Annotated in this window: 13 protein-coding genes; 7 read left to right on the top strand and 6 right to left on the bottom strand. The window is 50.9% G+C overall.

The features are described from left to right. The first annotated feature begins 33 nt into the window (after window positions 1–33). The 5 genes from pgmB to MHI45_RS28920 all read left to right on the top strand — a co-directional run bounded on the left by pgmB (window position 34) and on the right by MHI45_RS28920 (window position 7,322). Window positions 34–696 carry a beta-phosphoglucomutase gene (gene pgmB, locus MHI45_RS28940; RefSeq protein WP_076113087.1) on the top strand — a complete coding sequence of 221 codons (663 nt, stop codon included), beginning with the start codon at window positions 34–36 and terminating at the stop codon, window positions 694–696. A 295-nt stretch (window positions 697–991) separates the two neighbouring features. Then, window positions 992–3,310 carry a glycoside hydrolase family 65 protein gene (locus tag MHI45_RS28935; RefSeq protein ID WP_076113086.1) on the top strand — a complete coding sequence of 773 codons (2,319 nt, stop codon included), beginning with the start codon at window positions 992–994 and terminating at the stop codon, window positions 3,308–3,310. Window positions 3,311–3,624: 314 nt separating this feature from the next. Then, entirely contained in the window at window positions 3,625–5,313 is a 1,689-nt protein-coding gene (locus MHI45_RS28930) for a glycoside hydrolase family 13 protein (protein WP_076113085.1), read from the top strand. A gap of 100 nt (window positions 5,314–5,413) precedes the next feature. Further along, entirely contained in the window at window positions 5,414–6,274 is an 861-nt protein-coding gene (locus MHI45_RS28925) for an AraC family transcriptional regulator (protein WP_341119820.1), read from the top strand. A 202-nt stretch (window positions 6,275–6,476) separates the two neighbouring features. Then, window positions 6,477–7,322, top strand: a complete 846-nt coding sequence (locus tag MHI45_RS28920; RefSeq protein WP_038588465.1) for a DegV family protein — start codon at window positions 6,477–6,479, stop codon at window positions 7,320–7,322. Window positions 7,323–7,531: 209 nt separating this feature from the next. Here the strand turns inward: MHI45_RS28920 and MHI45_RS28915 are convergent, their stop codons facing one another. The 6 genes from MHI45_RS28915 to MHI45_RS28890 form a co-directional block, all read right to left on the bottom strand. Further along, window positions 7,532–9,211, bottom strand: a complete 1,680-nt coding sequence (locus tag MHI45_RS28915) for a hybrid sensor histidine kinase/response regulator (RefSeq protein WP_341119819.1) — start codon at window positions 9,209–9,211, stop codon at window positions 7,532–7,534. Window positions 9,212–9,494: 283 nt separating this feature from the next. Beyond that, complete coding sequence (locus MHI45_RS28910; RefSeq protein ID WP_341119818.1) at window positions 9,495–10,199, bottom strand: ABC transporter permease; 705 nt, start codon at window positions 10,197–10,199, stop codon at window positions 9,495–9,497. Continuing rightward, window positions 10,183–11,100 carry an ABC transporter ATP-binding protein gene (locus tag MHI45_RS28905; protein ID WP_038588459.1) on the bottom strand — a complete coding sequence of 306 codons (918 nt, stop codon included), beginning with the start codon at window positions 11,098–11,100 and terminating at the stop codon, window positions 10,183–10,185. Before MHI45_RS28905 ends, MHI45_RS28910 begins: the two co-directional genes overlap by 17 nt. Before the next feature lie 143 nt (window positions 11,101–11,243). Continuing rightward, a complete protein-coding gene (locus MHI45_RS28900; RefSeq protein WP_076113081.1) occupies window positions 11,244–12,179 on the bottom strand; it encodes a sensor histidine kinase in 936 nt (311 codons plus the stop codon). Beyond that, a complete protein-coding gene (locus MHI45_RS28895) occupies window positions 12,176–12,904 on the bottom strand; it encodes a response regulator transcription factor (RefSeq protein ID WP_341119817.1) in 729 nt (242 codons plus the stop codon). The genes MHI45_RS28900 and MHI45_RS28895 overlap by 4 nt, the downstream gene beginning before the upstream one ends. 106 nt (window positions 12,905–13,010) lie before the next feature. Continuing rightward, window positions 13,011–13,286, bottom strand: coding sequence for a hypothetical protein (locus MHI45_RS28890; RefSeq protein WP_340893709.1), 276 nt, complete (start codon window positions 13,284–13,286; stop codon window positions 13,011–13,013). Window positions 13,287–13,373: 87 nt separating this feature from the next. Between MHI45_RS28890 and MHI45_RS28885 the strand changes: the two genes are divergently transcribed. Together MHI45_RS28885 and MHI45_RS28880 are read left to right on the top strand one after the other, a co-directional pair. Then, the gene (locus MHI45_RS28885) at window positions 13,374–14,345 is read left to right on the top strand and encodes a phosphodiester glycosidase family protein (protein ID WP_341119816.1); all 972 of its coding nucleotides are present in this window, start codon (window positions 13,374–13,376) and stop codon (window positions 14,343–14,345) included. After that, the gene (locus MHI45_RS28880; RefSeq protein ID WP_076113078.1) at window positions 14,342–15,355 is read left to right on the top strand and encodes a bifunctional glycosyltransferase family 2/GtrA family protein; all 1,014 of its coding nucleotides are present in this window, start codon (window positions 14,342–14,344) and stop codon (window positions 15,353–15,355) included. Before MHI45_RS28885 ends, MHI45_RS28880 begins: the two co-directional genes overlap by 4 nt. Window positions 15,356–15,696 lie beyond the last annotated feature (341 nt).

Raw genomic sequence — 15,696 nt, 5'->3', positions numbered from 1 at the left:
AGCTATGCTTACAAAACTTTTAGGAGGATCAACATGTCAGAAATTAAAGCCTGCCTGTTCGATTTGGACGGTGTGATCGTCGACACTGCCAAATATCATTTTATCGCCTGGAGAGAACTCGCGGAAACCCTTGGGTTTGAATTCACCGAACAGGATAACGAACGCCTTAAGGGTGTCAGCCGCGCCGCTTCACTGGATATTCTGCTGGAAATCGGCGGACTTTCACTGGACGAGGCGGAAAAAGCCCGGCTGGCCGAGCAAAAAAACAACCGCTATGTCGAATACATCGCCAAGATGGACAGCTCGGAGATTCTGCCTGGTGCCCTGGACTTTCTGAAGAAATGCCGGGAATCCGGCATCAAAGTCGCCCTTGGCTCCGCCAGCAAAAACGCGATGACCATCTTGAATAACACCGGTCTGACACCGTATTTCGATGCGATCATCGACGGCACACATACCAGCGCGGCCAAACCTGATCCTGAAGTGTTCCTGCTGGGGGCCCAGGCACTCGCCGTATCCCCTGAGCACTGCGTGGTCTTTGAGGACGCCGAGGCCGGAATCCTCGCTGCCACCCGCGCCGGTATGCGCAGCGTAGGCATCGGTTCTCCTGCAACACTGGGGGCAGCGAACATCGTTGTGCCTTCTCTCCAGCAGATCAGCGTTACGGAATTGCGGGAATCTTTTGCAACGGTTTGACGAACATTAACATCTATCAGCAACCCTGTGAATTGTCTTTTGCCCTACTCTATTTACCTGAACTATATGTGAGAACAAAGTTACGCTGAGCAGCAGTGAAGGCGGACGGACCTTCGAAGAAGACCCTGCGTTCGTCTTTGTCCCCGGATGCTTGCCCAATACCCCCATTTCCGAGCATCCGGGGACAACAGCGATCGTAACATCCATTCGCCCGAGGGGCAGCCAGCACGTAACCTGAATAGTCGAACTCATAGTTCCATTTATATCATCCCCACCTAAAAAGGAGCCGGTAATAATGAAGCAATATTTAAAAATTGATGAATGGTCAATCATTGAAGAATCCTTCGATCCCCAGACCCAAGAAATTTCTGAGAGCGTATTTAGCATCGGAAACGGATATATGGGCGGAAGAGCCAACTTTGAAGAGAAATACAGCGGACACAGCCTGCAAGGCAGCTACATGGCCGGTGTGTATTATCCGGACAAAACCCGGGTCGGCTGGTGGAAAAACGGCTATCCGGAGTATTTTGCCAAAGTGCTGAACAGCACCAACTGGATTGGCATTAACATCGACATCGACGGCACACCGCTGGATTTGGCTACCTGCACCGTTACTGAGTTCCGCCGGGTGCTCAACATGAAGGAAGGCACACTTTCCCGCAGCTTCACCGCCACTCTTGAGGACGGCAAGGAAGTTAAGGTGGAAAGTATCCGCATCGTCAGCATGGCCCGCCGTGAGATCGGCGCGATCCGCTATTCGATCATTCCGGTGAATTTTACCGGAAAGCTTACCGTTACGCCTTACCTTGACGGCGACATCAAGAACAAGGATGCCAACTATGACGAGAAATTCTGGAACGAAGTGGAGAAGAAAGGCGAGCCGGACGGCGGATACCTCACCCTGAAGACGAAAAAACTTGATTTTCACGTCACCTCGGCATTTGTCTTTGATATTCTGGTCAATGGCGAAAAGCTTACTGCAGAAGCTGAAGTCACCGAGCAGGAGAAATATGTGGGCAGTACGGTAACTATCCCCGTGCAAACCGGCGATCAGGTTGTCATCTATAAATATGCTGCCAATGTCACTTCCCGCAATTACGGCCTGGGACAGCTGGTTGATGCTGCGCAGACGGCACTGCAAAGCGCCCAGGAAGCCGGATTCGTTGCACTTTTGACCGAACAGGCTACTGCGTGGGGAGATAAATGGAAGGAAAGCGACATTATCATTGAAGGTGATGTGTCGGCACAGCAGGCGATCCGTTTTAACATTTTCCAGCTTAACCAGACCTACACCGGTGAAGATGACCGTCTGAACATCGGACCCAAAGGCTTTACCGGGGAAAAATACGGCGGCAGCACCTATTGGGATACAGAAGCTTACTGTGTGCCGTTCTACTTAAGTACAGCGGATTCTTCAATCTCCCGAAACCTGCTGATTTACCGTTACAAACATCTGGAAAAAGCCAAAGAAAATGCGCTTAAGCTTGGTTATAAAAAAGGGGCACTGTACCCGATGGTGACGATGAACGGTGAAGAATGCCACAATGAGTGGGAAATCACGTTCGAAGAAATTCACCGTAACGGCGCGATTGCCTATGCGATTTACAACTACGTTAATTACACCGGGGACAAAGCTTATCTCGGCCAATATGGTCTTGAAGTGCTTGTGGAAATCTCCCGCTTCTGGGAAGAACGCGTTCACTACGTGGCGCACAAGGACAAATATGTGATGCTCGGCGTAACCGGACCTAATGAATACGAGAATAACGTCAACAACAACTGGTATACAAACCGGATTGCTGCCTGGACGATGGAATACACGCTGGAAGCATTGGCATATCTGCAGGAGAACGAGGCTTCCCGGTATGCAGAGCTTGCCGATAAGCTGGGGCTTCTGGACAGCGAAACCACACAATGGAATGAAATCATCGCCAAAATGTACTATCCGGCCGATGAAGAACGCGGCATCTTCCTGCAGCAGGACGGCTTCCTCGATAAAGAGATCATTCAGGTGAAGGATGTTCTGCCAGAGAATCTGCCGCTGAATCAAAAATGGTCCTGGGACCGCATTCTGCGTTCCTGCTTCATTAAACAGGCCGATGTGCTGCAAGGTTTATATTTCCTTGGCGACCGTTACGATCTGGACACCAAGAAACGGAATTTCGACTTCTACGAGCCGATTACCGTGCATGAATCCTCCCTCTCCCCATGTATCCATGCGATTCTTGCCTGCGAGCTGGGGTATAAGGATAAGGCTTATGAAATGTACCTGCGGACTTCGAGACTGGATCTCGACAATTACAACAATGACACGGAAGACGGCTGCCATACTACAAGCATGGCGGGAACCTGGATGTCGATTGTACACGGCTTCGGCGGACTGCGCGTTCAGGAAGACCGCTTGATCCTTAAGCCTTCCAACCCGGGACACTGGACTTCGTATTCCTTCAAGATCATGTTCCGCGGTTCGCGGCTTAAAGTCATTGTTACCGATGTACAGGTTACGGTTGTCAATGAAACCGATATTCCGGCGTCCATCACGATTCACGGCAAGGAGTATACTGTGAACGGACTCAGCAGCGTCACTGCTGAAGGCTCCACCGTCACGGCATAATTCCTATAACCGGCCCCGGAGGCTTCAATCTCCTTCGGGGTTGTTTTTATAGGTTAAACTCAAAAATCTGCAGAATGGGCTTACGCCGTATCTCCGGGGAATGTTTGGACTTCCGGCCGCTGTTATGTTTGGATTTCTTGATTGTTGCCGCAATTTGCGGATGAAATCCAAACATAAAGGCGGACGCTAAAGCTCCTACAGTTCCAAACTTCCCCTCCGTTACTGCTGCCCACTAAGATCTTTTTAAGTTCATCCTATATCTTTTATTATTCATTATGGTTTCATTATAAAATCACTCAAAGGAGTCGTTTAAAATGAAAAAAGCCTTTTGGAAAGAAGCCGTAGTCTATCAAATCTACCCTCGCAGCTTCCAGGACAGCAACGGAGACGGAATCGGGGATCTGCAAGGGATTATCTCCCGCCTCGATTATTTGCAGAAGCTCGGCGTCGATGTTGTCTGGCTGTCCCCGGTCTATAAATCCCCCAACGACGACAATGGTTATGACATTAGCGATTACGAGGATATTATGGATGAGTTCGGCACTTTGAAGGACTGGGAGGAGCTTCTGGCCGGACTTCATGAACGCGGCATCAAGCTGATGATGGACCTTGTGATCAACCATTCCTCAGATGAACACGCATGGTTTGCCGAATCCCGTTCCTCCCTGGACAACCCTTACCGCGATTATTATATTTGGCGGCCCGGCGGACCAAACGGCGAACGGCCCAACAATTGGAGCTCCGTCTTCAGCGGTCCGGCCTGGGAGCTGGATGAAGCTACCGGAGAATATTATCTTCATCTGTTCTCCCGCAAGCAGCCGGATCTCAACTGGGAGAATCCGCAGCTTCGCGAAGCCCTCTACAAAATGATCGCGTTCTGGCTCGACAAAGGTGTCGATGGCTTACGGATGGACGTCATTAATATGATCTCCAAGGTGGAAGGCCTTCCTTCCGCTCACAGAGAGGGTCTGGCTCCGGGAGAACTGGCCGGTGGCGGCGAATATTTTATGAACGGCCCGCGGGTCCATGAATATTTGCAGGAAATGAACCGTGAGGTTCTCTCCAAATATGAGGTGATGACGGTTGGCGAAACTCCAGGGGCCAGTGTAGAGGATGCAATTCTGTACACTGCCGAAGACCGGCAGGAGCTGCAGATGGTGTTCCAATTTGAACATATGGATGTGGACTCCGGGCCCGGCGGCAAATGGGATGTCACCCCTTGGAGCCTCAAAGGCTTGCGCGACATTCTGCATAAATGGCAGGTTGGCTTAGCCGAACGCGGCTGGAACAGCCTGTACCTGAATAATCATGACCAGCCGCGGATGGTCTCACGTTTCGGCAATGATGGTGAATACCGTGTTCTGTCGGCCAAAATGCTGGCTACACTGCTGCATACGCTGAAAGGCACGCCCTACATCTATCAAGGTGAAGAAATCGGCATGACGAATGTGAAATTCCCTGTGCTGGAAGATTATAAGGATATCGAGATCCTGAATATGTACCGGGAAAAGGTCACGGAAGGCGGCGCGGAGCATGAGACGATCCTACAGGCTATCCACACGAAAGGCCGGGACAATGCCCGCACTCCGATGCAGTGGGATGCGTCCGCAAATGCAGGTTTCACTCAGGGCGCGCCATGGCTGAAGCTTAACCCGAACTACCAAGATATCAATGTAGAGCAGGCACTGGCTGATCCGGATTCCGTGTTTTATTATTACCAGAAGCTGATTAGCTTGCGTAAAGAACATCAGATTATGGCTTACGGCGAATATAAGCTGCTGCTGACGGAGCATGAATACATTTATGCCTATACCCGGACGTTAGACGATGAACAGTGGCTTATTCTGCTGAATTTCAGCGCTGACCCGCAGCCGGTTGATCTTCCTGCTGAGCTGGCGGCTGTAACCAGCATCATTATCGGCAACTATCCGGGAGAGCCGGATGCTGCCAGCCTTGCAACCTTGCGGCCTTATGAAGCCCGGGTCTATCAAATTCGTCTATAGCATACACCCGATTTGTGTTAACCTGTCATTAATGAGCAGAGAATAACAGGCTTGATTGACTGGCTCATGATAGTATAAATGCAAAAGGGAGATGGCAAACGTGGAATGGCTGATCCGAATGAAAAATGCCTTGGATTATATGGAGAGCAAAATGACCGAACCCCTGCGCATAGAAGAAGTGGCTAAGGTGGCTCATGTCTCCCCTTTTCATTTCCAGCGCATGTTCGGCATGCTGACAGGGGTAACGGTGGCAGACTATATCCGCAAGCGCAGATTGACTTTGGCCGCCCAGGAGCTGGCCATTTCCAAAATCAAGGTGCTGGATGTAGCGCTGAAATATGGATATGACTCCCCGGAAGCCTTCGCCAAAGCGTTCCGCAAAGCGCATGGACTGACCCCCTCCGCCGCGCGTGAACCGGGTGTACAGCTCAAAGCATTCCCCCGCCTCTCCTTCCATCTATCATTGAAGGGAGATCAGGAAATGGAATACAGAATCGTGGAGAAAGACGCATTTACCGTCATCGGCAAATCAATGGAGGTTACGACCAGGGAAGGAGAGAATTTCCGCAGAATCCCTGAGTTTTGGAATGAATGCAATGCAGACGGCACTTCGGATAAGCTGATTGAAATCGGCACAGGCAAAGATTGGCTTGGCATCTGTATGAGTATGGACATGGAGAAAGAGCTGCTATCCTACTGGATCGGAGTGGAAGGGACGCCGGATACGGATCCCCAAGGCTATGAAACCGCGGTGGTTCCAGCCGCAAGCTGGGCCGTATTCACCTCAGTCGGCCCCATGCCGCATGCGATTCAAAATGTGTGGCAGCGGATTTTCCAGGAGTGGTTCCCGGGTACCGGCTATGAGCATGCAGGTGGTCCGGAATTCGAGCTTTATCCACCAGGCGACCCGGGTGCAGAGGATTATGTCTGTGAAGTGTGGATTCCGGTGATGAAGAAATAAGCAACTGGGCTACCCGATTAGGGTAGTCCTTTTTGTTTAAACCTTGCCGGAAGCAGCCGTGTAAAGAGATTGGCATATTTTCCAGCTCCTTCTCTATTAATTTTCATTTTGAGAATTGGCAATAGCTTGGTATAATAAACAGATTATATGGCTTATTCTATTATGTCATATTGTCATCCGAGATTCGGTGAAGGAGAATTTCATGTCTATCGTAAAAATCTTTTCAGACAGCACTTCCGATTTGCCGCAAGGCTGGAAGGAAACGTATGATATTGGCATCGTCCCGCTGTATGTAGTATTTCAAGACGGTACCTACAAGGATGGTGTAGACATTACACCTGAGGAAGTGTATCGTCGTGTCGCCGCAAATGGAGCACTGCCGAAGACCGCTGCACCTTCGCCCGCCGACTTCATGGCCGCTTTTGGGCCAGTCATCAGCAGCGGAGGAGACGTCGTCTATATCAGTCTTTCCTCTTCTTTATCCTCTACATATCAGAATGCCCTGCTGGCTGCAGGGGAGTTTCCTGAAGGACGCGTACAAGTGGTCGATTCCCAGACGTTATGCGGAGGGATTGCGCTCCTAGTGATGAAAGCGGTTCGCGCCGCAGCCAAAGGCCACAGCAGCAGGGAAATTGCCGCTATGCTGAAGCAATGCCGCGACCGAGTGGAGACAGAATTTGTTGTGGATACACTGGATTACTTATATATGGGTGGACGTTGTTCAGGTATGCAGAATTTTATCGGCAGCCTGTTGAAGATCCGGCCTGTGCTGCGGCTGATTGACGGTGCGATTGTACCGGTGAGCAAAGTTCGCGGCAAGAAAGAGAAAGCTGTGGAACAAATGCTCCAGCATGCCCTTGCCAATGCCGGGGAAATGGATAAGGAGCTGCTCATCGTAGCCCACACACTGGGTGAAGAGGATGCCAACTTTTTGGTGGCGGCGCTGCGTGAACAGACCGATGTTGAAGAGATTGCCGTCATTCATGCCGGCTGTGTCATTGGCAGCCACTGCGGACCCGCTACAGTAGGCCTCATGTATATGCACTAACTGTTGAACAGCCAAGTGGAAACGGCTTCGCCGTCCTCAAAAGGACGGTATCCGTTTCAGCGAGAAATAGAAGGATACTTTATAGCGCGAAGCATAAAAATTCTTATATTTTCAAAAAAAACCAGCAATGCTCCGATAACCGGAGCTTGCTGGTTTTTGTTATGCCTATGTTTAATCCAGTTCGAACATTCAATACAAAGAAGGCTTGTTCACAGGTAGGGTGTGATTCCCGCTTCTGCTTCTGATTCAGCTTCTTCATGGACGAATGGCAGCATAAAGCGGAAGGTCGAGCCCCGTTCTTCTTCACTCTCCACAAAAATCGTTCCGCCCATCAGCTCGACGAGTTGCTTGCAGATGGCCAGTCCCAGTCCCGTTCCGCCATATTTGCGGTTAATGAACGGATGCAGCTGCGAAAAGGATTGAAAGAGCAGATTCAGCTTGCTGTCGGCAATTCCCACTCCTGTATCACGTACAGAAAATTCCAGCAGGTATTCCGGTGAACCCGGCAGCGGAATGTTCTTCACCGACAAGGTTACGCTTCCACGTTCCGTGAATTTAAGCGCATTACCGACCAAATTGACAATGATTTGGCGCAGGCGGCTGGGATCGGTCTTCACTATGGCCGGAACGCTTGTATCCGCCCACCAGCGCAGCGCCAGCTTTTTCTCTTCTGCTTTGGGGGTGAATAAATCTATAATGCTCTCCAGCATTTCGCGCAGATCAAATTTCTCCGACAGCAGCGGCATTTTGCCGGCTTCCATTTTACTGAAATCGAGAATGTCATTTAGAATTTGCAGCAGACTGTAGCTGCTGCTGCGCAGAATCTCGGCGTAGCCGCGCTGCTCTTCTTCCAGCTCTGTTTCCAGCAGGAGGTCGGCCATGCCAATCATCCCGTTCATCGGGGTACGGATCTCATGACTCATCATCGCCAGGAAATCGGACTTAGCCTGAGCCGCCTGCTCTGCTGATTCCTTGGCCCGGAGAATCTCCCGTTCATTGGTAATATCACTGAATGAACCCACAACACCGCAGATGATTCCTTTATGCAGAAGCGGTGCAATCCGGTAGCTGACAAAAAAGCTGGTGCCGTCCTTCCGCCAGAAGATTTCATCCCCTCTACTACGGGTGACACCATCCTGCAGGGTCTGCCAGATCGGACATTCATGCTGCTGGTACCTTGACCCGTCTCCACGGATGTGATGGATCACATCCATCAACGGCAGCCCCCTCAGCTCGTAGGGCTCATAACCTAGCATATCTGCTCCCTCACGGTTGATAAAGAAGGTCCGGCCCAACGTGTCGAGCCCGAAGATTCCGGCTGCAATAGAGTTGAATATCAGGCTAAGATGCCTGTCCTCTGACATCTCCAGCACCAGCTCTGCCTTCTGCTGCTCCTCCACCATAGCCAGTTCTATAAGCTCCTCTTCACGCCCCGGTGTCCGCTCATCCGTCCATTCCATGGGAGAAACTTCCCCGGTCAGGAGCCTGCCGAACCATTCCTGAAGCAGAAGAGGAAGAACACGGCTCTGGTCATATCGGATAATGGCGAATACGCCTGCAATACCTTCTTCAACTTTTACCGGCACATACGTAACCGCAGCCGGGCTGCTTCCGCGGCTCTCATCCGCCTCCAGTTCAAAGCCTGAGCCGATACCCCCGAGCGCTGCAGCAAAATGTTCTTCTCCGGGAGGGTGTAGCCGCAAACCAGACAATGGCTCATGAAGCTCCGGATCTGCGCCAGCGGCAACTTCAAAAGCACGGTTGCTGTCCACATAATATCCCTGCCTGTCCAGCACAATTATCAGGTCGGGGTGATGATCGTATAACGCTTTATAAGCACCTTCTTCCGAAAGCACCCGATCCAGAATAAAAGACCATTGTTTAGTCATAGCCCACCTCCTCTGCTGCTTCAATCCTGTATCTTCATCTATTCATTAACTGCGGATAAACTGTAGACATAACTTCAATCTGTACTCCACTCGAAAATTGCTGAATTAAGAACTATTATAGCAAAAAAACCGCAGTTGGTCGCCATCTAAAACATTGGTGCCAAGCGGTTTTTCAGCAAAAAAGTCCCTCCGGCAGATGAGCAAGAACGGTTGGACCATCCTTAACCTCACAGCAGAGGAACCCAGGAAATGAAAACACTCAAAGCTGTACTTCCGGTTACCTTCAGGCAATATCCTTCTGTTCAATATTCCGGATCGACAGGTAAGCGATGGCTATACCAACCAGACTGAGGAAGATGGAGAGCCATACCAGATTAGGAAGGAAATCACCAAGATTGGAGGCAATCACGCTGACAAGCAACACTGCAGTAACTATGGTGGCTGGTACGGATTTCTTGCGCATTCCGATATATAAAGGAATTAGTCCAATCCCTGCCGCATATGCCGCATCTGCACCTATCCTGATGATTTCTCCAGGAATCACAGCCAAATCCAGCTGTCCCGGAATCGCATGGGTGAAAGAGTTAAGTCCGATCAGAAGAGCGCCAATCAGAACATCCGATACAAAAATACTGACTAGTGTAAAGAAAAACACGATGATAATTTTGGCACCCAGGAGCTTTTTACGGGAGATAGGGTACATAAAGAGCAAAGTAATGGTATTGTTCTTATATTCATCAATAACCAGCTTGCTCAGCACAACCGAAGCAAACACCACAAAGGTAGCCTTGACAAGAACATACAGACCGGAAAACATATCTGCATATGACTTGAACTCCCCGCCGCTGCCGCCGCCTTCAGAATCAACGTAAGTAAGCAGCAGCATAAAGGCAAAAATTGCGAGGTTGGCAATTGCAATGCCTTTGAGCATGCCAGCCAGTTTGTTTTTGCGGATTTCCAGTTGTATCAGCTTAAGCAATGCCCTCACCCCCCATCAGTTCCACAAAATGATCTTCCAGCGAATGATTCTTTTTACTCAGGCTTTCCAGCTCCACACCCGCTTCTACCAGTGCTTTATTCAGTTCAAGCTGCTGTATGGCATCGTAAATGCGGATCGTTCGCGGGTCGAGCACCTTGAAGTTGGTGAGTCCCAGCTTGTGCTCCAGAACATACACCGCTTTGCTGCTCTCTCCGGTAATCAGTTCGATGTATTGCGTGTTCTGGCTGCGTATCGTATCCATCGCCACTTCCTCCAGCAGAATTCCGTCACGGATCATGCCGATGGTGTCGGCGACCTGTTCAACTTCACCCAGAATATGGCTGGAGATCAGCAGCGTCATTCCGTACTCACGGCTCAGCATGCGGAACACCTCACGCAGCTCCTTGATGCCCATGGGGTCCAGCCCGTTGATCGGCTCATCCAGAATGAGCAGCTCCGGTTTCGTCATGACTGCCCGTGCAATGCCCAGCCGCTGTTTCATCCCCAGGGAAAACTGCTTGACCGGCTTTTTGTCCACACCCTTCAGCTTCACCAGCTCCAGCGCTTCTTCCATGGCCTTGGCATCGTAGTAACCCATATACTCCCCGTGCAGCTGGAGATTTTCTCTTGCCGTCAGCTTGTCGTAGAATACCGGATATTCAATAATGCAGCCCATACGTTTCAGCATTTCATAGGAACGGTTTGTCATGAACTCGCCAAAAAATTCAATTTCTCCCGCCGTCGGCTTCACCAGATTGGTGATCATTTTCATCACCGTAGTTTTGCCCGCACCGTTAGGTCCCAGGAACCCGTAAATTTCGCCTTGCTTGATATTCATATTCACGCCTTTGACAGCCTCTTTGCCTTGATACTCCTTGGTTAAATCCCAAGTACGCAGTATGGTGGTCATTTCCGTTATCCCCTTTGGCTTCTTCGTTTGTCTTCCTGGTTCTTATTGTACACAGCGGAATTTTCTTTTTTATTACCTGATTCTTACGAAAATCTTAAGATGCAGCCGTAAGTGCAGGTTAAGCCGCCGGACCAGTATAGTTTTTAGAAGGTCAGCCTGCGAAAAGAAAGCGTAAATACCGTTTTGACGTAAGGTTTGCTGCGTAAGGTAATGCTGCCGTTCATCTGTTCGGTCAACCGTTTGGTGATGGTCAGCCCAAGGCCGCTCCCCTGATAGTCACGGTTGCGGGAATCCTCCAGCGTGTAGAGCCGTTCGAAGACTTTATCCTGATGCCCTTCGGTGACGCCTTTGCCCCGGTCCCATACGTCTATGCACACCTGGTCTCCGGCGCTGTAGAGGGTGAGTCCAAGCACACCTCCGGCATCCCCGTAATTGATCGCATTGGACAGCAGATTGGACAGCACCCGGTCCAGCGCCTCCTCGTTGCCCATCATGTACATCGCCTCATCCGGAATCCCGATCTCCACCTCACTGCCCTTGGCATTCAGGATATCGTAAAAGGAAAGTATGTTCCGCCGGCAGACCTCGCCCAGCTCCACCCGCGACAGCGCGATCTGCTTATCCCCGGACTCCAGCTTGGCCAGATCAAAAAAGCTGTTCATCAGCCGGATCACCTCTTCTGCCTTGGCATGAATCATCCGCAGAATATGCGCCTGCTCCTCTTCCGTTATATTCCCGTCATGGAGAATCGTTTCAATATAGCCGAGCACCACCGTCAGCGGAGTCTTCAGATCATGAGAGATGTTCGCCAGCATGCTGCGCATAGACTTCTCCAGCTTGGCCAGCTCGACCGCTCCCTTGTGATTGACGTCCAGCAGCCGGTTGAGATCAGTCAGCAGCGTTTGCAGATGAGGGTTGCTATTGAACAGAAGCAGCCTTTCGTGCGAGCCCCGGTCAACAATGCTCGTAAGTTTGGTGTGGATATAATCGAGGTGGCGGGAATGCTCCCGCAGACGCAGGTACTGCCAGAGGATCACGATCAGCAGCAGCAGGATAGCCACACTCAAAAAAGCGATCATTCCAGCACATCCCCCAGCTTGTAGCCAATGCCCCATAACGTTTTGATGTATTCCGGCTTTGACGGGTCATCTTCAATTTTTTCACGCAGTCTGCGCATATGTACATTAATGACATTCTCATCCCCGTAATAATCGTCTTCCCAGACGACGCTGTAAATCTGCGCTTTGGTGTACACCCGGCCGGGGCTGCTCACGAACAGCTTAAGAATCTGGAACTCCTTGGCCGTCAGCTTGACCTCTTCCCCGTTCTTCAGCGCCGAGAAATTATCGAGATCGACGGTGAGTCCACGCAGTGCTATCGTGTTGGCGCGCTCCTGAACGGCAGCTGTATCCGTAACAGGACTTCCAGCAGCGGCATATCCTGCCCGCCGGATCGCCGCCTTCACCCGTGCCGCCAGCTCGATCATCGAGAACGGCTTCGTAATATAATCATCCGCGCCGAAGCCAAGGCCCAGCGCCTTGTCCACATCACTGTCCTTAGCCGACATGATCAGCACAGGCACCAGACTGTCCCGGCGAATCGTCTGCAGCACATCGTTGCCGCTTCGTTTTGGAAGCATCAGATCCAGCAGAACCAGATCATAGGTGCCGCCGCGATGAAAAAGCTTTTCCGCTGCCTCACCATCAAATGCAGTCTCCACCTCATAGCCCTCTTTTACCAAATAAGAAAATACCATTCTACTAATATCTTCATCGTCCTCAACCAGCAGTATACGATGCGTCATGACTGAACCTCCTTGCAGCTCTAATAACCGTCTTGTTGTTAAAGTATAGCAATAGATTCCTTGATACAAAAGCTAAAATCAGCGGTTCCCTCAATCGCATCATCGTTTATTCATAACCGCCTTTAGCCTCCGGCAAGCCTTTATAGCTCTCTCCGGACTCTACAATCTCAATAATGAACTTTGCGAGTGCGGTCATTTCTGTGCCATCCCTGCTATTATCGCATTCACTCCAAATGTAATGCTGTTCCCGGGCGTTGATTGCCGTCCCCAGTTCATAGCTTACATAAGGGGCAGGAGCCATTTTAAGGGACGGACTGGATTCATAGCCTTTACCCTCTTTATCATTGCTGGAAATGGCGGGGTCTCTGTTAAAGTATACCAATTGTCCGGTGCGGTTACTATTTCAGTTTCACTAAAGGTAGCCCCGGTATGATGACCTTAACAACTTACATGATGAGGTGATGGTTCAATGATGAACATAAGAAAAAAACAACCCTGGAGTTTCAAACGCAAACTTCTGATCGTGATGATCGTAGTCCTCCTGAGTCTCGGCACGGTGATCTATAGCCTGGCAGACCGTTACTTGATCGAACATGTCGAAGTCGTCGTAGCGGATGACACAGCCACAGCCGGCGTAAGCACAGCAGCAGCCACAGTTGCAGCCGAGGTTAACGCGACTTCCGACGACTGGAGTTATTCCAGCGATGATATCCAGATCCAGATCGACCAGGTACAGACCGGGTCCGGTTCAGACCAGATCACTTATTTTGTCGCCGATGTCGTGCTTAAGGAGGCAAGCAGCCTGCGCTCTGCTTTTGCCGACAGCAGCTTTGGCACAAACATCATAGAGGACACCTCAGCGATTGCCTCCAGCAATAATGCGGTCTTTGCAATCAACGGCGATTACTATGGCTTCCGCGAGGATGGGGTCATTATCCGCAATGGAACGGTGTACCGGGATGATCCGGTGCGGGATGCGATGGCGCTGTTCGATGACGGGACCATGAAGACGTATGACGAGGAAGAGATTTCTTCTTCCGATCTGCTGGCGCAGGGAGCCACCAATACCCTCTCCTTCGGGCCGATTCTGATTCAGGACGGCAACATCGTCAGTGATTTCAGCAGTGTCAAAATCGACAGCAATTTCGGCAACCGTTCCATCCAGAATGCGAATCCCCGGACCGCTATTGGCATGATTGCACCAAACCATTATGTGTTCGTTGTTGTGGACGGGCGCAGTGAAGGCTATAGCCGGGGCATGACCCTTGCCGAGCTTGCTGATGTGATGTCGGATCTCGGAGCCACCGAAGCATACAATCTGGACGGCGGCGGTTCATCCACAATGTATTTCATGGGACGGGTCGTGAATAATCCGCTGGGCAAAAATCAGGAACGCGGCGTCAGCGACATTCTTTATATCAAGGAGGGCGTAACCTCATGACGATCCTTATTCCGGCCTATGAGCCAGATAAACGACTGCTGGAATTAATTGTGCAGCTGCAAGAATATCAGCTTGGACCGATCGTCCTTGTAGATGACGGGAGCGGCCCGGCTTACCGCGGAATCTTCGACATGGCCGAAGCCTTCGGCTGCACCGTCCTGACGCATGAGGCCAACCTTGGAAAAGGACGCGCTCTGAAGACAGGCTTCCGGTATATCCAGGAGAGCGGACTGTCCGGCTATGTAGTTTGCGCGGATAGTGACGGCCAGCATCTGCCTCATGATATTAAGCGGATTGTCGAGGTTCTCCAGAACCAGACCACTCCCGGAATTGTGCTGGGCAGCCGCCGGTTTAGCGGCACCATTCCCCTGCGCAGCCGTTTCGGCAACTCGGTGACACGGGCAGTCTTTTCCCTCACTACAGGCACCAAAATCTATGATACACAAACTGGCCTGCGCGGCTTCTCCTTCCCGATGCTTGACTGGCTCTGCCAGATTCCCGGGGAACGGTTTGAGTATGAAATGAACATGCTGCTGACTGCCCATAGGGAGGGGTATACCCTTACCGAAGAATATATTGATACTGTGTATCTGGAAGATAATAAATCGTCCCATTTCCGGCCTCTGGTGGACTCCTTCCGGATTTATCTGCCGATTCTAATGTTCAGCACTTCATCGCTGCTGTCGGCCCTGCTCGACTTCACGCTGTTGTTCCTGTTCCAGAGTCTCGGCCACAACCTGTTCCTGTCAGTCGCCGCCGCGAGATTGTGCAGCTCCATCTTCAACTATTCCATGAACCGGAAATATGTGTTCACCGGTGGCAAGGCATCCAGGCTCCAGGAGTCGCTGCCCAAATACTTCGCGCTGGTCATTCTCGTGCTGCTGTTCAATTACGGGCTGCTCTATTTCTACAATGAAAAGCTGATCATCCCGCTTGTCGCCGCCAAGCTGATGACCGAGGTTTCGATCTTCCTGTTCAGCTACTGGGCGCAGCGGAGGTTTGTGTACTGAGGGGTCAAGAACTCAGAGACTATACCTTTCGGGTTCGGCCGTGACTGCGGGGAATGTTTGGACTTCCTCCGTCACTACTCCCTTTAATGGTTTATAAGGTCAAAAGATAGTGTGCAGCTCTGTGGCTTCATATCGCCAGGCTGCTCAAGCAAATAAGCTCTCCACGAACGATATGGCATCGTTTATGGAGAGCTTTTGGATTGGCTGTTAGCTGATACAATCAGGGGACAAAGCCAATCGGAGTTGCCACCTGCCATGCGATGGGATGATCGCACACCGCAAATGATCAACTCAAGACTGCTCCGCACACTTTGGGGCATTCAGTTGAACAAATACGGTAG

It is taken from the genome of Paenibacillus sp. FSL H3-0321, from assembly GCF_038002865.1.
In the GTDB taxonomy this organism is placed as follows: Bacteria; Bacillota; Bacilli; order Paenibacillales; family Paenibacillaceae; genus Paenibacillus_AQ.
The sequence above is the reverse complement of the archived record's forward strand: the minus strand, read 5'-3'. Positions and strand labels throughout refer to the sequence as shown.